This is a genomic window from Actinosynnema sp. NPDC050436, assembly GCF_040655415.1.
Lineage (GTDB): Bacteria > Actinomycetota > Actinomycetes > Mycobacteriales > Pseudonocardiaceae > Actinosynnema.
In genome coordinates this window covers 272,996-298,734 of record NZ_JBFAJV010000006.1, presented here as the reverse complement: position 1 = coordinate 298,734, position 25,739 = coordinate 272,996, and the positions used below count along the sequence as shown (strand labels likewise).

Below are 25,739 nucleotides of genomic sequence, written 5' to 3'. Positions count from 1 at the left end.
GAGCCGGAGTCCGGGTCCCGTAGAAAAACTCGAAGTTGACCGAGCGCACGGGCCCATCATGCCACAGCCGGCCGATCGTGCGGAGGTCTGTCGGGGGTACCGAGTAACGTGGACGCACGATGAGCGCCTTGTTCGACTTGCCGCCAAGTCCCCCCGAGTCCCGGTCGTCCCGGCTGCTGGCCGACCTCAACCCGGCGCAGCGCCGGGCCGTCGAGCACTCCGGGTCGCCGTTGCTGGTCGTCGCGGGCGCGGGCTCGGGCAAGACCCGCGTGCTCACCCGCCGGATCGCCTACCTGCTGGCCGAGCGCGGGGTGCACCCCGGCGAGGTCATGGCCATCACCTTCACCAACAAGGCCGCCGCCGAGATGAAGGAGCGGGTGGCCGACCTGGTCGGCGCGCGCGCCCGGTCCATGTGGGTGTCCACCTTCCACTCCATGTGCGTCCGGGTGATGCGCCGCGACGGCAAGGCCCTGGGGCTGTCGTCGAACTTCTCCATCTACGACTCCGACGACACCCGGCGGCTCATCACGCTGGTCGCGCGCGACCTCGACCTGGACCCGAAGCGCTACCCGGCCCGCACGCTCGCCATCCACATCTCGAACCTGAAGAACGAGCTGGTGGACGTCGAGACGGCGAAGGTCCAGGCGGCCAACGACCTGGAGCGCCGGGTCGCCGAGGTCTACGACGCCTACCAGCGCCGGCTCACCGAGTCGAACTCGCTGGACTTCGACGACCTGATCATGCGCACGGTCGAGCTGCTGCAGAACTTCCCGGACGTGGCCGAGCACTACCGCCGCCGCTTCCGGCACGTGCTGGTGGACGAGTACCAGGACACCAACCACGCGCAGTACACGCTGGTCCGCGAGCTGGTCGGCACCGGCGAGGGCGGCGTCCCGCCGGGCGAGCTGTGCGTGGTGGGCGACGCCGACCAGTCGATCTACGCCTTCCGGGGCGCGACGATCCGCAACATCGTGGAGTTCGAGCGCGACTACCCGCAGGCCACCACCATCCTGCTGGAGCAGAACTACCGCTCCACGCAGCGCATCCTGACCGCCGCGAACGCGGTCATCTCGCGCAACCCGGACCGCCGGGACAAGCGGCTGTGGAGCGACCTGGGCGACGGCGAGAAGATCGTCGGCTACGTCGCGGACAACGAGCACGACGAGGCCGCGTTCGTGGCGCGCGAGATCGACCGGCTGGTCGACGGCGGCGACGCGACCAACGGCGAGATCGCGGTGTTCTACCGCACCAACAACCAGTCGCGCGTGTTCGAGGAGATCTTCATCCGCCTCGGCCTGCCGTACCGGGTGGTCGGCGGCGTCCGGTTCTACGAGCGGCGCGAGGTGCGCGACGCGCTGGCCTACCTGCGGGCGCTGGCGAACCCGGACGACACGGTCTCGCTGCGGCGCATCCTCAACGTGCCCAAGCGCGGCATCGGCGACCGCGCCGAGGCGTGCGTCTCGACCTACGCCGAGCGGGAGCGGATCGGCTTCGCGGCGGCGCTGCGGGAGGCCGTGCGCGGCCGGGTGCCGCTGCTCAACACCCGCTCGCAGAAGGCCATCGCCGGCTTCGTCGAGCTGATGGACGAGCTGGGCGCGCTGGTCGAGCGCGGCGACGACGTGGCCGACGTGCTGGAGGCGGTGCTGGACCGCACCGCCTACCGCGCGGAGCTGGAGGCCAGCGAGGACCCGCAGGACCACACCCGGGTGGAGAACCTGAACGAGCTGGTCACGGTGGCCCGCGAGTTCACCGACCTGGGCGCGGCGGCGCAGGCGGCGCCGGCCGAGGACGAGGGCCTGCCCGAGGAGGGCTCGCTGGCCGCCTTCCTGGAGCGGGTGTCGCTGGTCGCGGACGCCGACCAGGTGCCGGACGCGGAGTCGGACGGCGTGGTCACGCTGATGACGCTGCACACCGCCAAGGGCCTGGAGTACCCGGTGGTGTTCGGCACCGGCTGGGAGGACGGCGTCTTCCCGCACATGCGGGCCCTGGGCGACCCGGCCGAGCTGGCCGAGGAGCGCCGGCTCGCGTACGTGGGCATCACCCGCGCGCGGCAGCGGCTGTACCTGTCGCGGGCGCTGGTGCGCTCCGCGTGGGGCCAGCCGTCGGCGAACCCGGCGTCCCGCTTCCTGGACGAGATCCCGGCCGAGCTGGTCGAGTGGCGGCGGGTGGAGCCCAAGCGCTCCGCGCCGTCCACCGCGACCACGTGGGGCCGCCGCTCGGACGGCCCCGCGCGGCCGGCGCCGGCGAACAACCAGTGGAAGGACACGCCCGCGCTGAAGCTCGACGTGGGCGATCGGGTCAACCACGACAAGTACGGCCTGGGCAGCGTGGTCGCGGTCGACGGCTCGGGTCCCCGCGCCACCGCCACGATCGACTTCGGCAGCGCGGGGAAGGTCCGGCTCATGCTGATCGGCGGCGTGCCCCTCGTGAAGCTGTGAGGGCCGCCAGCAGGGCGGCGGCGACCGGGAACAGCAGCGCCAGGCGGTAGCCGTCCAGCGGGGTGTCGCCCAGCGCGGCGAGCGCCGTCACGCCGGCGACGCCCAGGGCCGCGCCGAACTGGAACGAGGTGTTGAGCAGGCCGCCCGCGAGGCCCTGCTCCGCGTCGGCGACGCCGCTGGTGGCGATGATCGTCAGCGGTCCGTAGGCGAGCGCGAACGCGAAGCCGAGCAGCAGCGCGGAGGGCAGGACCTGCCAGTAGGTCCAGCCGTGGTCCAGCCGCAGGAACAGCGCGAACGAGGCGGCGGCCAGCAGCAGCCCGGTGGTGGTCACCCGGCGCAGGCCGAACCGGGCGACCAGGCGCGGGGTGAGGGTCGGCGCGAGCACCGCGTCGATGCCGGACAGCAGCAGGGCCAGGCCGGTCTCCAGCGCCGACCAGCCCAGCACCTGCTGGAGGTAGAGCACGGCGACGAGCTGGAACCCGAAGAACGACGTCGCCAGCAGCAGCGCGGAGGCGTTGGCCCGCAGCAGGGTGCCCCGGCGCAGGATGCCGAGGCGTACCAGCGGGTCCGGGGTCCGCCGCTCGACCACCACGAACACCGCCAGCAGCGCCAGGCCGCCGGCCAGCGCGGGCCACACGCCCTCGGCGACGGCCAGCACCAGCAGCACCATGCCGCCGGTGACGGTGACCGCGCCCGCCAGGTCGAACCGCCCGCGCACCCGGTCCGAGGACCTCGGGAGGGTCTTCGCGGCGGCCACCAGGAGCACCAGGGCGAGCACCACGGGCGCGAAGAACACCCAGCGCCAGCCGATCGCGGTGAGCAGCCCGCCGATGACCATGCCGAGCGTGAAGCCGGCCGCGCCGACCCCGCCGTACACCAGCAGGGCCTGATCGCGCCGTGGGCCGTCGAACGTGGTGGTGATGATGGAAAGACCCGTCGGCGTGAGGAACGCGGCGCTCAGGCCCGTCACGAAGCGGGCGGTGATCAGCACCCAGCCGTCCTGGGCCAACCCGCCGAGGCCGGAGAACACCACGAACACCGCCAGCCAGAACAGGAACACCCGCCGCCGGCCGAGCAGGTCCGCCGCCCGGCCGCCGAGCAGCATGAAGCCGCCGTAGCCGAGCACGTACGCGCTGACCACCCACTGGAGGGCCCCGGCGGACAGGCCCAGCTCCGCCTGGATGGACGGCAGCGCGACGCCCATCATCGAGACGTCGACGCCCTCCAGGAAGATCGCCCCGCACAGCACCAGCAGCAGGCCCCACTCGCGCCCGCTCAGCCGGGCCGGGGTTGCCGTAGTCGTCACAGCCCCACCCTTCTCGTTGCATGTGCATACAACCCTGAGGGAGGATGGGCAGCCGTGGAAGACGGCACTTTCGAGTCACCCGGTTACTGCGACGAAACCGACGACGACGACGCCCGGCAGTGGGACACGCGGTCGGACTGCACCGTCCGCAAGGTGCTCGACCGGGTCGCCGACAAGTGGTCGGTGCTCGTCATCGCCTACCTCGCCGAGCGCGGCCACCGCTTCGCCGAGCTGTGGCGGCGGATCGACGGCGTCAGCCGGCGCGTGCTCACCGCGTCGCTGCGCCGGCTGGAGCGGGACGGGCTGGTGCTGCGCACCGTCCACGCGACCGTGCCGCCGAGGGTGGACTACGAGCTGACCCCGCTGGGGCGGACCCTGCACGAGACCCTGCGCAGCCTCGCCACCTGGGCGGACGAGCACGAGGAAGAGGTCAACGCGGCGCGCGCGGCGTTCGACGCGAGGGCCGGCGCGGCCTGACGCCCCCCTTTCGAACCGAGTGGGAGATCGTGCGCAACCCGCGCGCACCCCGGGCGTCTTAAGGGGTGTCACGAGCGGGGTGTCCGGGCCATTCGGGGTGATCCGGCCAAGGGGAACCGCTCGCGGGCACCACGCGGAAGCCGCTTCGGGGGCGGCGGAAGCGCGAGGGGAATCACCGCGGGGGCGGTCGAGGGGGTAGTGCAGAGGCCGGGTCGCGCACGCGCGACCCGGCCTTTCTCTCTCTCTCTCTCTCAGACCTGGTGCGCGCCCGTGCCGCTGCGGAGGGCGGACGGGTCAGACGCTGACGCCCTTGGAGTTCAGCCAGCTCAGCGGGTTGATCTTCAGCCCGCCCGGGTTCCAGACCTCGAAGTGCAGGTGGGGGCCGGTGGAGAAGCCCCGGTTGCCCATCCGGGCGATCTGCTCGCCGGCCTGGACGCGCTGGCCCTGGCGGACCGAGTAGGTGTCCACGTGGCCGTAGACGGTGATCGTGCCGTCCGCGTGCTCGACCCGCACCCAGAGGCCGAAACCGCTGGCCGGGCCGGCCTCGATGATCACGCCGTCGGCGGCGGCCAGGATCGGCGTGCCGATCGGGCCCGCGATGTCGATGCCGTTGTGCATCGCACCCCAGCGACCGCCGAAACCGGAGGTGAAGTCGCCGTTGGCGGGCCGGGAGTACTTGGGGCGCTTGGCCTCGACCTCGGCCGCCTCGCGGTCCTCGGAGATCCGGGCGCTCTTGGTCAGCTTCTCGGCCTCGGCGGCGGGGTCCGCCGTCTTGGAGACCGGCAGGACGTGCGGCGATGCGGGGCCGGAGCCACCGACGCCGAACGCGGCGGCACCGTCGGACGCGGCGGCGAGCGGCGTGACCTCGTCCTGGACGGGGCCGTCCGAGCCGGAGCCCAGCGCGTGGAGGGTCTGGCCCGCGCCGGCTGCGGCGAACGCGCCGACCGCGACCGCGGCGACCACGATCCGGCCGCGCAGGGCGGAGGGCGGCGGCGGCAGCCGGTGCGCTCCCACGTCACGCGTGGCAGTGCGGGCTGCTGCTGGTTCGAGCACGTCGGTACTGCTGTGGCCGCCGGGGGAGCGGTGTCGAGAAGACAAAACCTGGCCTTCCGTCTTCGGGGAGTCCGGTCGACACCGGGCGGGGGATCCCGGTATGAGCCAGTCGGGGTACCGGCTCGTTGTTCCTGCTGTGACCAGACCGTGACAACGGACCGGGGGACAGTAACGGGGCGGAAGCCTCGTAAGCAATCCCCTGCGGTGCTGTCTACCGAATAGCGGCGAGGGGGAAGTCCGGCAGTGGGGGCGGTGACCCTACGTCACTTCGGAGCTACTAAACCCCTTACGTACAGGCACGATGGGGTGAGACAAACCTTCATCCGTTCGAGTGATCGCAGTCACAACCGCGTGCAGAGCGCGAGTATCAACCGATAGCGAAAGGTGACCTGAATCACGTATCCGGTACTCCTCCACGCGCAACGCCGGGTGCTCCAAGCGGGCGTGCCGCTGCGGGATCACCACCTGGTCCATCCCGCTCCACACCACCGCGAACCTCGTGCGGCACGGCCGGCACGGCGCGGCCAACTCGGACAGGAGGTCCGAACCCGGGCGTAGCTGGCGGGTCAGCGACGTGGGGAAGAGGTAGGCGGCCAGCGTCCCGCCGTGCGGGGTGCCCAGCGTGACCAGCGTCTTGACGCGGGCGTCGCCGTCGAGCCGCTGCACGTAATAACGGGCGATGAGCCCGCCCAGCGAGTGGCCGACCACGTGCACGTGGTCCGACCCCGTCTGCTCGCAGATCCGCTCCACGTGCTTCCCGAGCAGGGCGGCCGAGCGCCGGACGTCGCCGGTCAGCGCCGTCAGGACGCTGTAGTTCACGGCGTGCACGGCTCCGAACCCACGCCTTCGCAGCGCCCCCGACAGCACTGCGAAGGCGGATCGGTTGTCCCCGATGCCGTGCACCAGCACGACCGGGGTGCCCGCCGCCTCCATCGCCGAAACGACCAGGCCCCGCCGGCGCGGCGGCAGCCGGTCGGTCCGGTAGTGCCTCAGGTGCCCGTCCGGCCGGAACTGCCGCTCGACCGCGCCCCACGGGTAGAGGGCGGTGCGCGCGGTCAGCCAGGCCGCCTCGACCGCGACCCCGCGCGCGCCGCCCGGCGTCGCCACGGCCCGCGCCACCTCCGCCACGCCGCCGACCAACCCGGCCCCGGTCCCGGCCGCCTCGCGCAGCGCGTCGACCGCCGTGCCGAGCAGCCCGGACCCGGTCACGTTCCGCAGCCCGCCGACCAGGCCCGCGCCCGCGCCGGTCACCGTGCGCAGCGCGCCGCCGGCACCGTCCACCAGGCTCGCGCCGGCCCCGACCACGCCGCGCCAGGCGTCGCCGACGCCCGCCCGCACCGCGTCCAGGTTGAACCCGCCCCAGCCGGACGGCCGCGCCGGGACGTCACCCATGGGGCCGAAGGTAGGTGAAGCTCCCACGAAAGAGGACTACCCGCCGACAACCCGGACATCCCGATCACCCGCGCCGCGTCCCGCCCGCGCGGCCGGGCCCTGCGGCGCTCGGCCGGGCGGCCCCGGGGCCCTGCTAGCGTCGCCCCCGATGACGCGAACCGCTGACCTGACGTCCCCGGTGCACCCCAGGACCCGCCTCGCGGTCGGGCTCGCCGCGGCGGGCGGGCTGTGCGGCGCGATCGGGCCCCTGGTCCGCGTGGTGGACGGCAGCGCTCCGCCCGCCTACCCCGCGTGGCCCCTGTTGGCCGTGCTGGCGCTGCTCCCGGCGGGCGTGTCCGGGTACTTCCTGCTCCGCCGCCGGGAGGTCGCCGCCGCTGCCGCGCTGGTGCCCGCCGGCGTGGTCGCGGTCGGCCGCTTCCTGGTCGACCTCCAGGTCGTGCGCGACCCGCTGGTCGCCGCGCGCCCCGAGCTGTTCCGCCCGGCGAGCCTCGTCCCGCCCCAGCCGGCGTTCGGCGCGTGGCTGCTGCTCGCCGGTCACGTCCTGGTCGTGGCGGCGGCCGTGCTCGCGGCCGGGGGCGTGGACCAGGACGGCGAGCGGTCCCAGCGGTTCGGGCTGCCCGCCACGGCGGGCGTGGTCGCGGCCGTGGGCCTGTTCACCGCTCCGTACACCTCCACCGACGCGTTCATCCCGGCCGCCGGCCCGCTGGACGCACGGCTGCTGCCGCTGCTGGGCGGCCTGCTGCTGGTGCTGGCCGCACCGGTGCTCGCGGTGCTCGCGGCGAGCACCGGTGACGCGGACGCGCGCCGGGGCGGCCTGCTCGGCACCGCCGCCGCGCTGGTGGCGCTCGCCGTGCCCGGCCTGGTCACCGCGCTCGCCCTGGACGAGGTGGACGTGACGCCCGGTCCGTTCCTGGTGCTGGCAGCCGCCGCCGCGCTGGCGTGGTCGACGGCCGACCGGTCCGCGACCGACCGGGAGGAGCACGACGTCGAGCTGCCCGGCCGCCGCCGGCTGATGCTGATCACCGGGGCGCTCGGCGTCGCGACCGGGGTCGCCGCCGCGCTCGGCGCGCTGGTCGACCACCTGCACGTCCCGGGCGTCGCCGCGCCCACCGACTACGCCGCCCGCCTGCTGTGGCCGGCCGCCGCCGCCGTCACGGCGCTCGCGCTGCTGCCGAAGGCCCGGCCGGCGTTCACCGTGGCCACCGCCACCGTGCCGCTGGCCGCCGGCCTCGCGCTGGACGCCGCGTTCAACGCCACCCGCGTCCCCTCCGTCGAACCCGCCGCCGGGGTCTGGTTCACCGCGCTGGCGGCGGTGCTCGCGGTGGCGGCGGCGGTCAGCGCCGGCCTGGCGGGTGCCGTGGAGCGGGACGAGGAGGGCGTCGAACGCGGCTCGCCGCCGTTGCCGCTGCTCGCGGCCGGGTCGATCGCGGGGCTGCTGGCGCTGGGCGCGTTCGCGCTGCCGGTGCTCCGGGCACCCGACTACGTGCCGATCACCGCGTTCGGGCTCCGGGTCGGCTCGTGGGGGCTGCTGATCGCGCTGGTGGCCGTGCTCGTCGCGATCGGGCTGGCCCTGGTCTCCCGGCCCGCGCGCGGCGCGGCGCTGCTGCTCGGCGCGGCCTGCGTGACCGCGACCCGGGCGCTGGAGTACCCGCTGAGCGAATCCCGGGTGGCCGGCACCGCGCCCGGCCCGGCCCTGTGGCTGGCCCTGGCCACCACGCTCGCCCTGCTGGTCGCCGCCGCCGTGCGCGGCACGCGCCCCTCCAGGTGAACGAGGCTCAAGACTTCCTTCGCCCACTACCGGAACTGTTTCGGACAATGCGCACCGGAGCCGTCCGATCATCAGGCGGGTGTGCGAAAAAACTCGCTGGATCGGGTGAGGCTGAATCGGTGTGGTGATCGACCTCACCACCTTTATGACCGACCTCACGGGTATGGGGTGCGGACTGGTCGGCGCAGGTCGATAGTGTTCTGCGCAGCCGCGTCGAGCCGGTCCCCCCACGGCTGTGCCGGCGTTCCAGGTGATGCCTGGTACGTGTGGGCACCAGGCTCCAGCCTGGAGCGCCGGACCTTTCGAGGACCGCACCGGGACGCGGTGTCCGACACCGACGTCGCAGGAGACCCGAGTGGACCTGTACGAGTACCAGGCGAAGGACCTCTTCGCCGCCCACGCCGTCCCGGTTCTGCCGGGCGACGTGGCGAGCACCCCCGCCGAGGCCAAGGCCATCGCCGAGCGCTTCGGTCAGACCGTCGTCGTCAAGGCCCAGGTCAAGACCGGCGGCCGGGGCAAGGCGGGCGGCGTCAAGCTCGCCGAGACGCCCGACGAGACGCAGACCAAGGCCGAGGCGATCCTCGGCCTGGACATCAAGGGCCACGTCGTCCACCGCGTGCTGGTGACCCCCGCGTCCGACATCGCCGAGGAGTACTACTTCTCCTTCCTCCTCGACCGCGCCAACCGCACCTTCCTGGCGATGGCGTCCGTCGAGGGCGGCATGGACATCGAAGAGGTCGCCGCGACCAAGCCCGAGGCACTGGCGAAGGTGCCCGTGGACGCGGTCCGGGGTGTCGACCGCGCGAAGGCCGACGAGATCGTCGCCGCCGCGAAGTTCCCCGCCGAGGTGGCCGACCAGGTCGCCGACGTCATCGTGAAGCTCTGGGAGACCTTCGTCTCCGAGGACGCCACCCTGGTCGAGGTCAACCCGCTCGTCCGCGACCCCGAGGGCCGGATCGTCGCCCTCGACGGCAAGGTCACGCTGGACGAGAACGCCTCCTTCCGCCACCCCGCCCACGAGGCGCTGGTCGACAAGCAGGCGGAGGACCCGCTGGAGGCCAAGGCCAAGGAGAAGGGCCTCAACTACGTCAAGCTCGACGGCCAGGTCGGCATCATCGGCAACGGCGCGGGCCTGGTCATGTCCACGCTGGACGTCGTCGCCTACGCGGGCGAGAAGCACCGGGGCGTCAAGCCGGCGAACTTCCTCGACATCGGCGGCGGCGCGTCCGCCGAGGTGATGGCCAACGGGCTGGACATCATCCTGCACGACCCGGACGTGCGCAGCGTGTTCGTGAACGTCTTCGGCGGCATCACCTCCTGCGACGCGGTGGCCAACGGCATCGTCGCGGCGCTGGGCATCCTGGGCGACCAGGCCACCAAGCCGCTGGTGGTCCGCCTGGACGGCAACAACGTGGAGGAGGGCCGCCGCATCCTCGCGGAGGCGAACCACCCGCTGGTGACCGTTGTCGACACGATGGACAACGCGGCCGACAAGGCCGCCGAGCTCGCGGCTGCGGGGGTCTGACGATGGCTATCTTCATCACCAAGGACAGCAAGGTCATCGTCCAGGGCATGACCGGGGCCGAGGGGACCAAGCACACCAAGCGGATGCTGGCCTCCGGCACCACCATCGTCGGCGGCGTGAACCCGCGCAAGGCCGGCGAGAAGGTCGACTTCGACGGGACCGTGCTGCCGGTGTTCGGCACCGTGGCCGAGGCCATGGAGGCCACCGGCGCGGACGTCACCGTGATCTTCGTCCCGCCGGCCTTCGCCAAGGCCGCCGTGATCGAGGCGATCGACGCGGGCATCGGCCTGGCCGTCGTGATCACCGAGGGCATCCCGGTGCACGACACCGCCGTGTTCTGGGCGCACGCCGTGGCCACCGGCAACAAGACCCGGATCATCGGCCCGAACTGCCCCGGCCTGATCAGCCCCGGGCAGTCCAACGCGGGCATCATCCCGGCGAACATCTCCGGCGCGGGCAAGGTCGGCCTGGTGTCCAAGTCGGGCACCCTGACCTACCAGATGATGTACGAGCTGCGGGACTTCGGCTTCTCCACCGCCATCGGCATCGGCGGCGACCCGATCATCGGCACCACCCACATCGACGCCCTGGCGGCCTTCGAGGCCGACCCGGAGACCGCGGCGATCGTGATGATCGGCGAGATCGGCGGCGACGCCGAGGAGCGGGCCGCGGCCTACATCAAGGACAACGTCACCAAGCCGGTCGTCGGCTACGTGGCGGGCTTCACCGCCCCCGAGGGCAAGACCATGGGCCACGCGGGCGCGATCGTGTCCGGCTCCGCGGGCACCGCCCAGGCCAAGAAGGAAGCCCTGGAGGCGGCCGGGGTCAAGGTCGGCAAGACGCCGTCCGAGACCGCCGCGCTCATGCGGGAGATCATGCAGTCGATCGGCTGACGCTCACCCGTACGCACAGGCCATTCCTGACGCAGGGGTGGCCTGTGCGCCGTTCGACGTGAGTCAATGCGCACATCCGGGGGAACCAGCCCGGTCCGCTCGTCGTCGGAGAGTGTGCATCGGCTAGCGTTCAGTTGTCGCCAGCAGTCCTTCGGTCGAGGAGGAGACCTCACCATGTCCGTGCCGTACGGCGCCCCTCAGCAGCAGCCGGGTCCGGCGCAACAGCCGGCGGTGGGGGTCAACCTGAACCTCATCCTGCCGCTGGTCGCGGCCGGCCTGGGGCTGATCGCGTACCTGCTCGCCTTCGCCGACGACGTGTCGTCCGGCTCCGTGGAGTACCTGCTCGCCGCCGCCGCGCTGGCGGGCCTGACCGTGCTGCCCAAGGCGCCCAAGCTGCTCCCGGCGGCGGCGGTCCTGTCGGCCGTGCCGACCCTGCTGTTCCTCCAGGCGATCATCAAGAGCAGCGGCAGCGTCAAGGGCATGTCGATCGTGCTGCTGATCATCGCGCTGCTGGAGACGGCCGCGATCGTGCTCAGCCTGCTGCTCGACGCCGGCGTGGTGAAGTTCGAGCCGAAGCCCGCCAACCCGTACGGCGGGCAGCCGGGCGGCTGGAACCCGCAGTCCGGCGCGTTCCCGCAGCAGGGCCAGCAGCAGCCCGGCCAGCAGCAGCCCGGCCAGTACGGCCCGCCGTCCGGCCAGTTCGGCGCGCAGCAGCCGCAGCAGCCCGGCGGCGCCCCGCAGCCGACCTCGTACATGCCGCAGCCCGGCCAGTTCAACCAGCCCGGCCAGCAGCAGCCCGGCCAGCAGCAGCCCGGCACGCCGCCGGGCGGGTTCGGCGGCCAGCAGCAGGGCTGACGGGGCAGTCGTGGGAGGGGTGGTGCCGACAGGTCGGCGCCACCCCTCTTCGCGTACCCGGCGTGCCTCACCCGAACGGCCGAGCCCTCCTGACACAGTGGAAAGATGCCGGTGCTGCAATCGTCTTCGCACGGTGCCGTGACGGACTCCGTGCGCCCGCCCGAGTTCTCCCGCGCCGAACGGGCCCGGGTGCTCGCCATGACGGCCGCCGGCTCCGTGGTGGTCAGCTACGCCGCCGTCGCCGCCCTGCTCGCCCTGGTCTCCTCCACGGCGGCGCACGCCCAGTTCTCCACGACCGGCGTGCTGTCGGCGTCCGCGCCCGCGTGGCTGGTGGCGCACCACGTGCCGCTGCGCTTCGACGGCGGCCAGCTCGGCGTCCTGCCGCTGCTGCCGACCGTGCTGCTGATGCTGCTGGTGTCGCGGGCGGCGGCGGGCGCGGCGGACCGGCTGGGCCTGTTCGAGCCGTTGCAGGCGCGCGGCGTGGTGTTCAGCATCGCCGGCGCGCACGCCGTGGTCGGCGGCGTGGTGGCGTTCCTGATGGGCGACGACGGCGTGGTCCGCGCGACGCCCGCCGTGGCGTTCTTCGGCTGCGCGGCGGTGTCCGGGGTGGCGGCGGTGGCCGGCGTGGCGCAGCGCTGCGGCCTGGTCGAGGTGGTGTTCGAGCGGATCGACCCGGTGGCGCGGCGCGGCCTGCGGGCGGGTGCGATGGCCCTGTTCGCGCTCACCTCGGCGGGCGCGCTGCTGCTGGCGGTCGGCCTGCTCGTGTCCTGGTCGGTGACCAGCGACCTGTTCGACCAGGCGGGCGGCACCCTGGGCACCGGCCTGGGGATCTGGCTGATGTGCCTGGCCTACCTGCCCAACGCGGTGGTCGGCGCGCTGTCCTACGTGGCGGGCTCCGGGTTCTCCATCGGCGCGGTGACCGTCGCGCCGACCGCGTTCACCGGCGGCCCGGTGCCGGCGGTGCCGCTGCTGGCCGCGCTGCCCGAGGAGCAGACGGCGGTGCTGCCGCTGGTGCTGGTGCTGCCCGGCGCGATCGGCGTGCTGGTCGGGCTGTCGCTGCGCACCGCCGCCGAGACGCCGCGCGCGCGGGTCCGGGCCGTGCTGGTGGCGGCGGTGACCGGCGCGGTGGGCAGCCTGGTGCTGGCCGCGATCGCGGGCGGCAGCCTGGGCGACGGCGCGTTCGACCCGGTCACCGTGCCCGCCGGGCTGCTGGCGGTGCTCACCTTCGGGTGGGTCGCCGTGCCGGGCGGGGTGGTGGCCTGGTTCGCCGGCACCCGACCGGTCCCCGACCCCGTGCCGGAGGACGCGCCCCGGGACGTCGAGGAGCCCCCGGCGGCCGAGGGCGTCGAGGCGGTCGCCGAGGAGGGGTACGAGGACGAGCCCGCCGAGGACCACGACGAGTACGACGACGAGGACGAGTTCGACGACGAGGACGAGTTCGACGACGAGGAAGACGAGGACGAGTACCAGGACGAGCTGGACGAGGTCGAGGAGGAGGCCGAGGAGGCGGAGGACGACGAGTCCGAACCCGATCCGGACGACTTCGACGATGACGCGGACGACTTGGCCGGGGACCTGGACGACGCCTTGGACGACGAGCCGGCCGCCGACTCGGGCGACCGCCGGGAGGGTGACCCGGACGACGACCCGGACCTGGCCGACAAGCGCGACTAGGCAACGCCTAGGCTGCTCCTGAGCTGCTGTGACAGTCCCCAGCAAGGAGAAGCACGCTGAGCGCCGCGACCACACTCCGGCTTCCGAACCCCGCGCGGGTCGTCGTCCTCGTCTCCGGTTCCGGCACCCTCTTGCAGGCGCTGCTGGACGCCGCGTCCGACCCCGGCCACCCCGTGCGGGTGGTGGCGGTGGGCGCGGACCGGACCGGCGTCGAGGGCCTCGCCCGCGCCGAGCGGGCCGGTGTGCCCGGCTTCGCCGTGAAGCTGCGCGACCACGCGTCCCGGGACGACTGGGACGCCGCGCTGACCGCCTCGGTCGCCGAGCACGAGCCCGACCTGGTGGTCACCGCCGGGTTCATGAAGATCCTCGGATCCGCCTTCCTGGCCCGCTTCGGCGGCCGGACGGTCAACACCCACCCCGCGCTGCTGCCCGCGTTCCCGGGCGCGCACGGCGTCCGGGACGCCGTCGACTACGGCGTCAAGGTCACCGGCGCGACCGTGCACCTGGTGGACGGCGGCGTGGACACCGGGCCGATCCTGGCCCAGGAAGCCGTCGTCGTCGGCGACGGTGACGACGTCGACAGCCTGCACGAGCGCATCAAGGTGGTGGAGCGGCGGCTGCTGGTGGACGTGGTCGCCCGACTGGCCCGCGAGGGCTGCACCGTGAACGGACGAAAGGTGAGCATCCCGTGACCACTCCTGCCGAGAGGCGACCGGTTCGTCGGGCCCTGATCGGGGTCTCCGACAAGTCGGGGCTGCTGGAACTGGCCACCGGCCTGCACGCGGCCGGAGTCGAGATCGTCTCCACCGGCGGCACCGCCAAGGCGCTGGCCGACGCCGGCGTGCCGGTGACCCCGGTGGAGGACGTGACCGGGTTCCCGGAGGTGCTCGACGGCCGGGTCAAGACGCTGCACCCCGGCGTGCACGCGGGCCTGCTGGCCGACACCCGGCGGCCGGAGCACGTGGCGAAGCTGGACGAGCTGGGCATCGCGCCGTTCGACCTGCTGGTGGTGAACCTCTACCCGTTCGCCCGGACCGTGGCGTCCGGCGCGTCGCCGGACGAGTGCGTCGAGCAGATCGACATCGGCGGGCCGGCCATGGTGCGGGCGTCGGCGAAGAACCACGCGAGCGTGGCCGTCGTCGTGGACCCGGCGCGCTACGGGTGGGTGCTGGAGCAGGTCGCGGCCGGCGGGTTCACGCTCGCGGACCGGCAGGCGCTCGCGGCGGCGGCGTTCCGGCACACCGCGTCCTACGACGTGGCCGTCGCGTCCTGGATGGGCAGCACCCTCGCCGCCGACGACGAGGGTTCCGGCTTCCCCGGCTGGGTCGGCGCGACCTGGGACCGCAAGCAGGTGCTGCGCTACGGCGAGAACCCGCACCAGAAGGCCGCGCTCTACACGCAGGGCGACGGGCGGACCGGCCTGGCGACCGCGCGGCAGTTGCACGGCAAGGAGATGTCCTACAACAACTTCGTCGACTCCGACGCGGCGTGGCGCGCGGCGTGGGACCACGAGCTGCCGTGCGTGGCGATCATCAAGCACGCCAACCCGTGCGGCATCGCGGTGTCCTCGGTGGAGGGTGCCGGCGCGATCGCGGACGCGCACCGCAGGGCGCACGCGTGCGACCCGGTGTCCGCGTTCGGCGGCGTGATCGCGGCCAACCGCGAGGTGACCGTGGAGCTGGCCGAGCAGGTCGCGGAGATCTTCACCGAGGTGATCATCGCGCCGTCCTACGCGGACGGTGCGCTGGACGTGCTGTCGCGCAAGAAGAACGTCCGCATCCTGGTGGCCGACGAGCCGAGCCGGGGCGGCGTGGAGACGCGCGCGGTGTCCGGCGGGCTGCTGGTGCAGGCCGTGGACACCATCGAGGCCGAGGGCGACGACCCGGCCAACTGGACCCTGGCGTGCGGCACCGCGCTGGACGCCGAGGGCCTCGCGGACCTGGCCTTCGCGTGGCGGGCGTGCCGCGCGGTCAAGTCGAACGCGATCCTGCTCGCCGCCGGCGGTGCCACCGTCGGGGCCGGCATGGGCCAGGTGAACCGGGTGGACGCGGCGCGGCTCGCGGTCGCGCGGGCCGGTGACCGGGCACGCGGCGCGGTGGCCGCGTCGGACGCGTTCTTCCCGTTCCCGGACGGGTTGCAGGTGCTGCTGGACGCCGGCGTGCGCGCGGTCGTGCAGCCCGGCGGCTCGGTGCGGGACGCGGAGGTCATCGCGGCGGCGGAGGCGGCGGGCGCGACCGTCTACCTGACCGGTACGCGGCACTTCGCGCACTGATGCCGCACTGACGCCGCACTGATTTCGCGCGGTGGTTGCGCGCGGTGGTCCGGCTGGGCAGCGGGGCTCTCCGGTTCGTTCGGGGAGCCCCGCTGCCGTGTCCGCGCTGCTGCTGTGCGCGGCCGTGGTCGGCGCTGCCGGGTGTCAGCGCCCGGTCAGCTCCTCGGCGGTCTTGCGGGCGACGGCCTCGGCGTCCTCGACCGGGAACTCGGTGTCGCTGAAGAAACCCCTGTCCCGCCCCGAGTAGCGGATGTTCCACACCACCGCGCCCTTGCGCACCAGCAGGTTCACCTCGGTCAGGTCCGCCTTCGCCGACGGTGCCACGAGGATCGCCTCGTCGCCGAGGCCCTGCACGGGCTTGGCCTGCTGCCCGGACGCGTAGGAGGTGAACCCGGAGTAGTTGCTCTTCGCCTGCTCCAGGTTCCGGTCCTGCTTGTCGGAGAACCTGCCGTAGTCGTAGACCAGGAAGCTCAGGGTGCGCGGGTCGCGGCCGTCCTCGCCCTTGGTCTGCTCCCACGCGCAGTGCGTCTGCTTGAGGCCCTTCTCGCCCTCGTGCGGGGCCTGGACCAGCCGGAAGCTGCTCACGTGCGCCTGTGACCGCAACCCCTCGCTGATCTCGCACCGGGGGATCGGCTGCTCACCGGGGCCGCCGCCGGGCTCCCGGCTGTAGTCCAGGTACAGCTTGCCGAACACGCCGCCGACGACCAGCACGACGGCCCCCACCGCCAAGCCGACGACCAGCCCCGTGCGCTTCTTCTTCGCCGGCTGCGGACCGTACCCGCCCGGTTGCGGGTACCCGCCGGGGAGACCGCCGCCCGGCTGCGGGTGGCCGCCGCCCGGCTGCGGGTGGCCGCCGCCCGGCTGCGGGTGGCCGCCGCCCGGTCGGCCACCGCCGGGAGGCGGTCCGTGGCCCGGAAACCCTCGTGGCGCACCGTATCCCGGCGGTCCGGGAGGTGTCTGGCCGAAGCCGGGCCGTCCGGGGCGCGGTGGCTGGTCCTGTGGTGCGTTCACGGTTCCCCCCGTGCGTCGCGGAAAGCTGCGCCGAGCAGTGTGCCAGTCACCGGATCGTGGCCATTGACAGCGGGTGGTCCGGAGGGGATAAGATCGCCACATCGTTCGAACAGATGTTCGAGGGACAGGTCGCCGGCTTCCCACGGCGGTCCGCGCACAGGGGTGCGCGCGGATTCGTGGGAGGAGGGTGGGTGTCCAGGTCGGCAACGGCGACGCCGGTCGCGCTCGGGGTAGGCGCGGCGGGCGAGTCGACCTCGGCACAGCCCGGGGTCCTGCCGGTTCGCGGGGAACTGGCGGACGTCCTCCCGTGGGGCGGCCTGCGGCGGGGCAGCACGGTGTTGGTACGCGAGTCGACATCGTTGCTGCTCACGCTGCTGGCCGAGGCGACAGCGGAAGGGTGCTGGGCGGCCGTCGCCGGCCTGCCGCGGTGTGGGGCACTCGCGGCGGCCGAGTTGGGGGTGGCCGTCCACCGCCTCGCTCTGGTCCCTCGTCCTGGGAGGGACCAGAGCGAGGTCGAACGGACCGTCGCGGCGCTGCTGGACGGCTTCGACGTGGTGTCGCTGGCCACCCCGGTGACGCCCGCGACCGCGCGCAAGCTCTCCGCCCGCGCCCGGCACCGCAAAGCGGTCCTGCTGCCGTTCGGCGGCCCGTGGCCGGGTGCGGACGTCGAACTGCGCGCGTCCTACGGCCCGTGGGGCGGTCTGGGCGAGGGCCACGGCCTGCTCACCACCCGGACGGTGACCGTGCGTGCCACCGGACGCGGCGCCGCCGCGCGGGAGAGGACGACGACCCTGCCCCTGCCGGGCCGGCCGACCCCCGCGCCGCGTCCGGTCCTCCGCCCCGTCCCGGCGGTGGCCAAGTGCTGACCGCGCTGCGTTCCCGGGACTCGTCCGGTGCCGCGTCGGCGACCGGCCCGCGTGCCGGGGGCTCGTTCGGTGCCGCGTCGGAGTCGACCGGGCCGTGTTCCAGGGGATCGTCCTGCACGGCTGCGGTTGCGATGCCCGTTGTGGTGCCGGTTGTGGTGCCGGCTCCGGCGTCGGCCGGGGCGCGCTTCCCGACCTCCTCGCGCGCCTTACCGGGGGCTGCTCGGTGTTGAGCGCGTTCTTCTCCTGGGCCCGGCCGGTGCGCCCGGACCCCGCCCCGCAGCCGGCTCCGTGGCGTCTCGGCGGGCTGACCAGGGGATTCCCCTTCCAGGAACGAGGTGACAGCCGTGTACACGCTCGCCGTGTGGTGCCCTGACTGGCCGGTCGTGGCGGCGTCGGCGCAGGCCGCGCTGCCGCCGCACGTGCCGGCTGCGGTGATCCGGGCCAACGAGGTGGTGGCGTGCTCGGCGGTGGCCCGCGCGGAGGGCGTGCGGCGCGGCCAGCGCAAGCGCGCCGCCCAGGGCCAGTGCCCCGAACTGGTGGTCTTCGAGGACGACGACGCCCGCGACGCCCGGCTGTTCGAGCCGGTCGCGGCGGCCGTCGAGGAGCTCGCGCCGGGCATCGAGGTGGTCCGCCCCGGTCTGGTGGTGGTCGCCGCCCGGGGGCCGGTCGGCTACTACGGGTCGCCGGAGCGGGCGGCCGAGCGGCTGGTCGACCACGTCGCCGTGCACGCGGGCGTCGAAGCGCAGGTCGGCCTCGCGGACGGCCTGTTCGCCGCGACCCTCGCCGCGCAGCGCGGCCTGGTCGTGCCGCCCGGCGGCACGGCGGACTTCCTGGCGCCGCTGGACGTCCGGGAGCTCGACCCGGCCGCCGAGCGCCGCGCGGACCGCGCCGAGCTGGTCGACCTGCTGCGCCGGCTCGGCCTGCGCACGCTGGGCGCGTTCGCCGCCGTCCCGGAGCGCGACGTGGCGGGCCGGTTCGGCCGGTCCGCCGTGCTCGCGCACCGGTTGGCCTCGGGCGTGGTGCGCCGCCCCCGGGTCCGCCGCCGGCCGCCGGTCGAGCTGGCGGTGACCCAGGGCCTGGACCCGCCGGTCGAGCGGGTCGACGCCGCCGCGTTCGCCGCGAGGGCCCTCGCCGAACGCCTGCACCGGGTGCTGGCCGATCGTGGCCTGGCGTGCACCCGGCTCGCCATCGAGGCCGTCACGGAGACCGGCGAGCAGCTGCGCCGGGTGTGGCGGTGCGCGGACCCGCTGACCCCGCAGGGCATCGCCGACCGGGTGCGCTGGCAGCTCGACGGCTGGTTGACCCGCGAGCGGCTCACCTCCGGCCTGCACCTGCTCCGGCTCGACCCGGAGGAGGTCGTGGACGCCGGCGTGCTCCAGCTCGGCCTGTGGCCGGGCGCGGGCCGGGACCAGGGCGAGGCGGCCGAGCGCGCCGCCCGCGCGATGGTCCACGTGCAGGGCCTGCTCGGGCCGGACGCCGTGCTCACCCCGGTGCCGCAGGGCGGTCGCGGTCCGGCGGAGCGGGTCCGGCTGGTGCCGTGGGGCGACGAGCGGGTGCCGGCGACCGACCCGGCGCGGCCGTGGCCCGGCCGGCTGCCCGCGCCGTCACCGGCCACTGTCTTCGCGTGCCCGGAACCGGTGACGCTGGTGGACGAGGCGGGCGGCGACGTCGTGGTCACCGGCTACGCCGAGCTGGTCGTCCGGCCGCACCGGATCGTGCACGCCGGCCGGGCGCGCGAGGTCGTGGCGTGGGCCGGGCCGTGGCCGGTGGACGAACGGTGGTGGGACGGCGAGCACGCGGTGCGCGCGGCCCGGCTCCAGGTGCTCGGTACCGCGCCGGACGGCGCACAACTGGCGTTCCTGCTGATCCGCGCGGGCGGGAAGTGGGCGGTGGAAGGGGTGTACGACTGATGGCCGGGGACTTCTCCGACGACTACCAGGGCCTGGCGGACTGGCTGCTGCACGGCGAGCGGGACGCCGCCGAGGCGGGCGACCCCGCGTGCCCGGTGAACCCCGGCTGGACGCCGCCGCTGGTCCCGCTGCCGCGCCGCGCGCCGGACGAGCAGTTCTGAGGTGGGCTTCGACAACCCGCCGGTCCGCTGGTCGGAGCTGGAACGCGCGCTGTCCGGCCGGTCCCCGCGACCGGACGGCGGCGACAGCCCGGCGTGGACGCACCGCAGGGAGCGCTACGAGGCGCCGCCGGAACTCGCGGTCAAGGTCGACGAGCTGGGCGCGACCCGGTCCCGCGTGCCGTACGTGGAACTGCACTGCCACTCCAACTTCAGCTTCCTGGACGGCGCGAGCCACCCCGAGGAGCTGGTGGAGGCGGCGCAGCAGCTCGGCCTGGACGGCGTCGCCCTCACCGACCACGACGGCATGTACGGCGTGGTCCGGTTCGCCCAGGCGGCCAAGGAGCTGGGGGTGCGGACGGTGTTCGGCACCGAGCTGAGCCTCGGGCTCCCCGCGCCCCAGAACGGCGTCCCGGACCCGGAGGGGGAGCACCTGCTGCTGCTGGCGACCGGTGCGGCCGGCTACCACGCGCTGTGCCGCACCATCACCACCGGGCAGCTCGCGGACGGCGCGGAGAAGGGCCGCCCGGTGTACTCGCCGGACGAGGTCGTCGCGGACACCCGGGACGAGTGCGTCGTGCTCACCGGGTGCCGCAAGGGCGCGGTGCGGCGGGCGCTGGCGCGGGAGGGGCCGGAGGCGGCGTTCGGGGAGCTGCGCCGGCTGGTCGGGGCGTACGGCGCGGACCGGGTGTTCGTGGAGCTGACGGACCACGGCTACCCCGAGGACGGGCCGCGCAACGACCTACTGTGGGGGATGGCGCACGAGCTGGGGCTGCCGACCGTGGCGACGAACGCCGTGCACTACGCGGTGCCCGCGCGCGGCCGGCTGGCGGCGGCCATGGCGGCGGTGCGGGCGCGGCGCAGCCTGGACGAGATCGCGGGCTGGCTGCCGCCGGGGCGCACCGCGTGCCTGCGGTCGGGCGAGGAGATAGCCCGCCGGTTCGCCCGGTTCCCGGGCGCGGTGCACCGCGCGGCCGTGCTGGGGATGCAGTGCCAGTTCGACCTGGAGCTGATCGCGCCGAAGCTGCCGCCGTTCGACGTGCCGCCGGGCGAGGACGAGAACAGCCACCTGCGCTCGCTCGCGCGGGCGGGCGCGCGCCGCCGCTACGGGACGCCCGAGGAGAACCCCAAGGCGCACCGCCAGGTGGAGCACGAGCTGCGGGTCATCGAGGAGCTGGGCTTCCCGGGCTACTTCCTGGTGGTGCACGACATCGTGCGCTTCTGCCGGGAGAACGACATCCTGTGCCAGGGCCGGGGGTCGGCGGCGAACTCGGCGGTCTGCTACGCCCTGGGCATCACCAACGTCGACGCGGTCCGCTTCGACCTGCTCTTCGAGCGCTTCCTCGCGCCGGCCCGGGACGGCCCGCCCGACATCGACCTGGACATCGAGTCCGACCGCCGCGAGGAGGCGATCCAGTACGTCTACCGGAAGTACGGCCGCCGGCACGCCGCGCAGGTCGCCAACGTCATCAGCTACCGGAGCCGCTCGGCGATCCGGGACGTGGCCAGGGCCCTGGGCCACTCGGCCGGCCAGCAGGACGCGTGGAGCAAGCAGATCGACCGGTGGGGACCGCTGCGGTCCTCGGTTGAGGAGAGCGGCATCCCCGGCCCGGTGCTGGACCTCGCCGCGCAGCTGGAGAACTTCCCGCGCCACCTGGGCATCCACTCCGGCGGGATGGTGATCTGCGACCGCCCGGTGAGCGAGGTGTGCCCGGTGGAGCGCGGCCGGATGGCGGACCGCACGGTGCTGCAGTGGGACAAGGACGACTGCGCGTCCATCGGCCTGGTCAAGTTCGACATGCTGGGCCTGGGGATGCTGTCGGCGCTGCACTACGCCATCGACCTGGTGCGCGAGCACGAGGGCGTCGAGGTCGACATGGGCAAGGTCGACCTGGCCGACCAGGGGGTCTACGAGATGCTCCAGCGCGCCGACTCCGTCGGCGTGTTCCAGGTCGAGAGCCGCGCCCAGATGGCCACCCTGCCCCGGCTCAAGCCCCGGGAGTTCTACGACCTGGTGGTCGAGGTCGCGCTGATCCGGCCCGGCCCGATCCAGGGCGGGTCGGTGCACCCCTACATCCGCCGCCGCAACGGGGTCGAGGCGTGGGAGCACGACCACCCGCTGCTGGCGGGCGCGTTGCAGAAGACGCTGGGCGTGCCGCTGTTCCAGGAGCAGTTGATGCAGATCGCCGTGGACGTCGCGGACTTCACCCCGGCCGAGGCCGACGAGCTGCGCCGGGCGATGGGCGCGAAGCGCTCCACGCACCGGATGGAACGCCTGCGCGAGCGGTTCTACCAGGGTGCCCGCGCCAACGGCGTGGACGAGGAGCTCTCGGCGCGGATCTACGCGAAGCTGGTGGCGTTCGCCAACTTCGGCTTCCCGGAGAGCCACGCGCTGAGCTTCGCGCACCTGGTGTTCGTCAGCGCGTGGTTCAAGCTCTACCACCCGGCGGCGTTCTGCGCGGCGCTGCTGCGGGCGCAGCCGATGGGGTTCTACTCGCCGCAGTCGCTGGTCGCCGACGCCCGCCGGCACGGCGTCCGGGTGCTCGGGCCGGACGTGAACGCGAGCCTCCCGCACGCCACGCTGGAACGGGTCGACGGCGCGCAGGCCGTCCGCATCGGCCTGGCGGGCGTGCGCACCGTGGGGCAGCGGGTGGCCGAGGCGATCGTGGAGCAGCGCCGGTCCGGGCCGTACCGGGACATGGCGGACTTCGGCAGCCGGGTCCGGGTGACCTCGGCCCAGGCCGAGGCGCTGGCCACCGCCGGCGCCTTCGGCTGCTTCGACGTGGACCGGCGCGCGGCGCTGTGGGCGGCGGGTGCGATCGCCGGCATCCGCCCGGACCGGCTGCCGGGCACCGAGGTCGGCACCGAGGCCCCGCCGCTGCCCGGCATGGACGAGGTGGAGCTGGCGGTGGCCGACGTGTGGGCGCTGGACCTGTCCCCGGACAGCTTCCCGACCCAGTTCGTCCGGGAGCACCTGACCGGCCTGGGCGCGCTGACCACGGCGGACCTGGCGCACGCGGCGGACCGGGCCAAGGTCCTGGTGGGCGGCGCGGTGACGCACCGCCAGCGCCCGGCGACGGCGGGCGGCGTCACGTTCCTGAACCTGGAGGACGAGACCGGCATGGTCAACGTGGTGTGCTCCGCCGGCCTGTGGGTCCGGTACCGCCGGATCGCCCGTTCCAGCCCCGCCCTGCTGGTCCGGGGCGTGCTGGAGAAGGAGGAGGGGGTGGTCGGCCTGCGCGCGGAGCACCTGCAACCCCTGGTCCTGCGCATCCCCTCCCGCTCCCGCGACTTCCGCTGACGGACTTTGTGACCACGGACGCCGCCGTCTGCCCGCCACTCCGGCGCCGGCTACCTCTTGCGGTACGTCGACGGGCGGACTCCGACGTGGTGCAGGAAGGCCGTCGACAGTGCTCCCGGGGTGGCGAAACCGCACCGCGCGGCGATCTGAGCGATGGTCAGGTCGCTGCCCGACAGCAGCCGTTGCGCCCGTTCGATGCGGAGCCGGGTGAGGAAGCGGTGGGGTGTTTCGCCGGTGGTCGCCCGGAAGACCCGGCTGAAGTGGTACGCGCTCAGGTGCGCCTCGGCGGCGATGTCGGCCAGGGTCAGCGGTTCGGCCAGCCGGTCGCGCATGACCGCGACGGCCGCGCGGACGGCCGCGTGTTCGGGGCCCCGCAGCGGTTCGTGGCGGCCCCGGGTCAGCAGGTGGGTGACGAGGAAGTCGGCGGCCGTCTCCGCGTAGAGGTCGTCCGCGCCGCCGGCGGCGGGCAGCGCCCGGACGAGGTGTTCCAGGACGGGGTCGCCCGCGCCCAGCGAGGCCGCGAGCGCCTCGAAGTCCGGTTCCGCCCCGCCGAGCCGGGCTGCGGTCCGCTCGACCGTCCCCGACGGGACGTGGACCTGGACGGTGCGCATCGCCGACGTCGTCCGGTAGTCGCGCACGCTCGCCCGGCCGGGCACCACGAGTTCCAGGTCTCCGGGGACGCGACGGCGGCGGACCGGCCTGCCGCCGTCGGCGGTGCGCATGACCACGTCCCCGGCCGCGTAGAGCACCAGGTGCAGGTCGGCCACGCCGGGCAGGTGGACCTGCTCCGCCTCGGGCACGTGGTCGAAGCACTGCACGAGCACCGACCGCCAGCCCGCGTCGCCCCAGGAGCAGTAGGTGCGCCGCACGTGCGCCGGCACGTCGAACCCCGCGTACGGCGCCAGGTCGAAGTCGGGCGAGTCGAACACCCCGCCAGGCTAGCCATTCGGCCGGCGTCGCGGTCGTCCCCGGCGGGCCCACCGGGGACGACCGCGACGCGGTCCGCTTTCACGTGCGATCGCTACGCCGGGCGTGGCCGGCGGTCACGGGTCACACGCAGGAGTGCCCGATCACCTGCGGCTGCTCGAACGGGTCGGTGGGGTCGACGTAGGTGACGATGTGCACGCAGATGTGGTCCACGGCCGGGGTGGTCTGCGGGTAGACGTTGTGGTCCTGCCAGCTGGAGCCGGCGTTGACCCACTGCGCCTCCGACGGGTTGCTGTCCGCCACGCCGCCCGCGAACACCGTGACGTCGGCGTACACGTACCGGCGGTCGGTGCAGGACACCGTCCAGTCGGCCGTGCGGGTCGCCGGGACGACGGAGAGGTTCGTGGTGGTGCAGCCGGACAGCGCGCCGACGGTGCCGGTGGCCGCGACGGACGTGCCCGCCGAGACGGTCAGCGCGCCGGCCGCCACCGCCACGGCCGCGACGGTCCGGATGACGCGCTTGCTGCTGTTGGTTTTCCGCACAATGCCCCCATTGCGTGATTGGTCTGGACCTCTTGAGGATGCCCAGGGCACGTCCGGGCACCTACCGCCGTCCGGGCGCGTCCACCGTCACAGCGCGACGGGCTTGCCAACCAACGCCTCTTGTGGCAAAGAGTTGTTCACACTGTCCACAATAGACGGATGGGTGTCACGACGCGGCGTAGGTCGTGAAGACGACGCCGGTGGTGAACGCCCGCGTCGCGGTCGGCGTGAACCGTGCAGCCGGGATGTCGCCGTCGAACAGCGGGATGCCGTGCCCCAGCACGATCGGGTGCACCTTGAGCACCAGCCGGTCGATCTCCGGCAGCAGCGCGGCGGCCAGCTTCCCGCCGCCGCACAGGTAGATGCCCAGCCCGTCCTCGGCCTTGAGCTCGCGGACCTTGGCGAGCACGTCGCCGGAGACGACCTCCACGTCGCTCGGCGCGTCCTGGACGGTGGAGGACACCACGTACTGCCGCAGGTGCGGGTACGGGCTCGGCAGCCCGCCCGGCACCTGGTAGGTGGCCCGGCCCATCAGCACGGTGTCGAAGTTCGGGTTCGGCACGTCGATGCCGAGCGCCTCGCGCGCCTGCGCGGGCAGCGTGTCCGGGTACTCCTCGAACAGGGCCGGCATGTGGTCGCCCTCGTACAGGAAATCGCCGACGCCGCCGTCCGGGGCGGCGATGAAGCCGTCGAGGGACGTGGCAACCAGGTAGGTCAGTTCTCGCATGTTTCCTCCCGTAACCACTCCGACTGTAGTACTCTGCCTGTAGTGGTTGTCAAGCGGGCACAGGTCGAGGAGGACGCGTGGTCAGCAACCCGGCCCGGCGGACGGCGCTGGTGGACGCGGCGATCGAGGTGCTGGCGCGCGAGGGCGCGCGCGGCTTGACGTTCCGCGCCGTCGACGTGGAGGCGCGCGTGCCGGCGGGCACCGCGTCGAACTACTTCGCCAACCGGGACGACCTGCTGCGCCACGTGGGGGAGCACATCCACGTGCGGCTCCAGCCCGACCCGGAGCGGCTCGCCGCCCTCCTGCGCGCCGACCGGGACAAGGCCCTGGTCCTGGCACTGATGAAGGACATCCTCGCGCGGCTCTCGCACGACCGCGCCGGCTACCTGGCCCTGCTCGAACTGCGCCTGGAGGCGACCCGGCGGCCCGGCCTGCGGGCGGACCTGACCGGGACGATCGCCCGGAACCTGGAGGACAACGTCCGCTACCACCTCGACATCGGCCTGCCGGGGGACCGGACCACCGTCGTCGGGCTCTACCTGGCGATGACGGGCCTGGTGGTCGAGCACCTGACCCTGCCCGACGTCCTGCCGGCCGACACCCTGGACGACCTGATCGCCGCCCTGGTCGACCGGCTCTAGCG

At 73.9% G+C, this 25,739-nt stretch carries 21 protein-coding genes; 14 read left to right on the top strand and 7 right to left on the bottom strand.

Features of this window, described 5'->3' with window-relative positions; genetic code table 11:
* The first annotated feature begins 119 nt into the window (after positions 1-119).
* A complete protein-coding gene (gene pcrA, locus AB0I60_RS18165) occupies positions 120-2,438 on the top strand; it encodes a DNA helicase PcrA (protein ID WP_360731208.1) in 2,319 nt (772 codons plus the stop codon).
* Here the strand turns inward: pcrA and AB0I60_RS18160 are convergent.
* Positions 2,401-3,744, bottom strand: coding sequence for an MFS transporter (locus tag AB0I60_RS18160; RefSeq protein WP_360731206.1), 1,344 nt, complete (start codon positions 3,742-3,744; stop codon positions 2,401-2,403). The two genes, pcrA and AB0I60_RS18160, sit on opposite strands and share 38 nt — an antisense overlap.
* Before the next feature lie 54 nt (positions 3,745-3,798).
* On the opposite strand from AB0I60_RS18160, the gene AB0I60_RS18155 reads away from it, so the two are divergent.
* Positions 3,799-4,221 carry a helix-turn-helix domain-containing protein gene (locus AB0I60_RS18155; RefSeq protein WP_360731204.1) on the top strand — a complete coding sequence of 141 codons (423 nt, stop codon included), beginning with the start codon at positions 3,799-3,801 and terminating at the stop codon, positions 4,219-4,221.
* A 294-nt stretch (positions 4,222-4,515) separates the two neighbouring features.
* Here AB0I60_RS18155 and AB0I60_RS18150 read toward each other — a convergent pair whose 3' ends face one another.
* Positions 4,516-5,235 (bottom strand): M23 family metallopeptidase, encoded by a 720-nt coding sequence (locus AB0I60_RS18150; RefSeq protein ID WP_360731203.1) that lies wholly within the window; start codon positions 5,233-5,235, stop codon positions 4,516-4,518.
* A gap of 297 nt (positions 5,236-5,532) precedes the next feature.
* A complete protein-coding gene (locus AB0I60_RS18145; RefSeq protein WP_360731201.1) occupies positions 5,533-6,666 on the bottom strand; it encodes an alpha/beta fold hydrolase in 1,134 nt (377 codons plus the stop codon).
* Between the two features lie 148 nt (positions 6,667-6,814).
* On the opposite strand from AB0I60_RS18145, the gene AB0I60_RS18140 reads away from it, so the two are divergent.
* The 7 genes from AB0I60_RS18140 (at position 6,815) to purH (ending at position 15,653) form a co-directional block, all read left to right on the top strand.
* Positions 6,815-8,434, top strand: coding sequence for a hypothetical protein (locus tag AB0I60_RS18140; protein WP_360731200.1), 1,620 nt, complete (start codon positions 6,815-6,817; stop codon positions 8,432-8,434).
* A gap of 355 nt (positions 8,435-8,789) precedes the next feature.
* On the top strand, positions 8,790-9,959 hold the full coding sequence (gene sucC, locus AB0I60_RS18135; protein WP_360731199.1) for an ADP-forming succinate--CoA ligase subunit beta: 1,170 nt from the start codon (positions 8,790-8,792) through the stop codon (positions 9,957-9,959).
* A gap of 2 nt (positions 9,960-9,961) precedes the next feature.
* Entirely contained in the window at positions 9,962-10,852 is an 891-nt protein-coding gene (gene sucD / locus AB0I60_RS18130) for a succinate--CoA ligase subunit alpha (protein ID WP_360731197.1), read from the top strand.
* A 174-nt stretch (positions 10,853-11,026) separates the two neighbouring features.
* Positions 11,027-11,707, top strand: a complete 681-nt coding sequence (locus AB0I60_RS18125) for a DUF5336 domain-containing protein (protein ID WP_360731196.1) — start codon at positions 11,027-11,029, stop codon at positions 11,705-11,707.
* Positions 11,708-11,845: 138 nt separating this feature from the next.
* A complete protein-coding gene (locus tag AB0I60_RS18120) occupies positions 11,846-13,381 on the top strand; it encodes a DUF6350 family protein (RefSeq protein WP_360731195.1) in 1,536 nt (511 codons plus the stop codon).
* Between the two features lie 56 nt (positions 13,382-13,437).
* On the top strand, positions 13,438-14,073 hold the full coding sequence (gene purN / locus AB0I60_RS18115; protein ID WP_360731359.1) for a phosphoribosylglycinamide formyltransferase: 636 nt from the start codon (positions 13,438-13,440) through the stop codon (positions 14,071-14,073).
* Positions 14,070-15,653, top strand: a complete 1,584-nt coding sequence (purH, locus tag AB0I60_RS18110; protein WP_360731194.1) for a bifunctional phosphoribosylaminoimidazolecarboxamide formyltransferase/IMP cyclohydrolase — start codon at positions 14,070-14,072, stop codon at positions 15,651-15,653. The genes purN and purH overlap by 4 nt, the downstream gene beginning before the upstream one ends.
* Positions 15,654-15,797: 144 nt before the next feature.
* Here the strand turns inward: purH and AB0I60_RS18105 are convergent, their stop codons facing one another.
* A complete protein-coding gene (locus tag AB0I60_RS18105) occupies positions 15,798-16,382 on the bottom strand; it encodes a hypothetical protein (protein WP_360731192.1) in 585 nt (194 codons plus the stop codon).
* A 473-nt stretch (positions 16,383-16,855) separates the two neighbouring features.
* On the opposite strand from AB0I60_RS18105, the gene AB0I60_RS18100 reads away from it, so the two are divergent.
* The 4 genes from AB0I60_RS18100 to AB0I60_RS18085 all read left to right on the top strand — a co-directional run bounded on the left by AB0I60_RS18100 (position 16,856) and on the right by AB0I60_RS18085 (position 22,899).
* Entirely contained in the window at positions 16,856-17,530 is a 675-nt protein-coding gene (locus AB0I60_RS18100; RefSeq protein ID WP_360731191.1) for a hypothetical protein, read from the top strand.
* 335 nt (positions 17,531-17,865) lie between these two features.
* Positions 17,866-19,440, top strand: a complete 1,575-nt coding sequence (locus tag AB0I60_RS18095) for a DNA polymerase Y family protein (protein WP_360731189.1) — start codon at positions 17,866-17,868, stop codon at positions 19,438-19,440.
* Positions 19,440-19,601: a hypothetical protein gene (locus AB0I60_RS18090; RefSeq protein WP_360731188.1), complete on the top strand. Its 162-nt coding sequence runs from the start codon at positions 19,440-19,442 to the stop codon at positions 19,599-19,601. Before AB0I60_RS18095 ends, AB0I60_RS18090 begins: the two co-directional genes overlap by 1 nt.
* A gap of 1 nt (position 19,602) precedes the next feature.
* Entirely contained in the window at positions 19,603-22,899 is a 3,297-nt protein-coding gene (locus tag AB0I60_RS18085) for an error-prone DNA polymerase (protein WP_360731186.1), read from the top strand.
* A 50-nt stretch (positions 22,900-22,949) separates the two neighbouring features.
* On the opposite strand, the gene AB0I60_RS18080 is transcribed toward AB0I60_RS18085, so the two are convergent.
* From AB0I60_RS18080 to AB0I60_RS18070, 3 genes are all read right to left on the bottom strand, one after another.
* Positions 22,950-23,828: an AraC family transcriptional regulator gene (locus tag AB0I60_RS18080; protein ID WP_360731184.1), complete on the bottom strand. Its 879-nt coding sequence runs from the start codon at positions 23,826-23,828 to the stop codon at positions 22,950-22,952.
* Positions 23,829-23,949: 121 nt separating this feature from the next.
* Complete coding sequence (locus AB0I60_RS18075) at positions 23,950-24,369, bottom strand: hypothetical protein (RefSeq protein ID WP_360731182.1); 420 nt, start codon at positions 24,367-24,369, stop codon at positions 23,950-23,952.
* Between the two features lie 166 nt (positions 24,370-24,535).
* The gene (locus tag AB0I60_RS18070) at positions 24,536-25,096 is read right to left on the bottom strand and encodes a dihydrofolate reductase family protein (protein WP_360731181.1); all 561 of its coding nucleotides are present in this window, start codon (positions 25,094-25,096) and stop codon (positions 24,536-24,538) included.
* A 77-nt stretch (positions 25,097-25,173) separates the two neighbouring features.
* Between AB0I60_RS18070 and AB0I60_RS18065 the strand changes: the two genes are divergently transcribed.
* Complete coding sequence (locus tag AB0I60_RS18065; RefSeq protein WP_360731179.1) at positions 25,174-25,737, top strand: TetR family transcriptional regulator; 564 nt, start codon at positions 25,174-25,176, stop codon at positions 25,735-25,737.
* Positions 25,738-25,739: the final 2 nt, after the last annotated feature.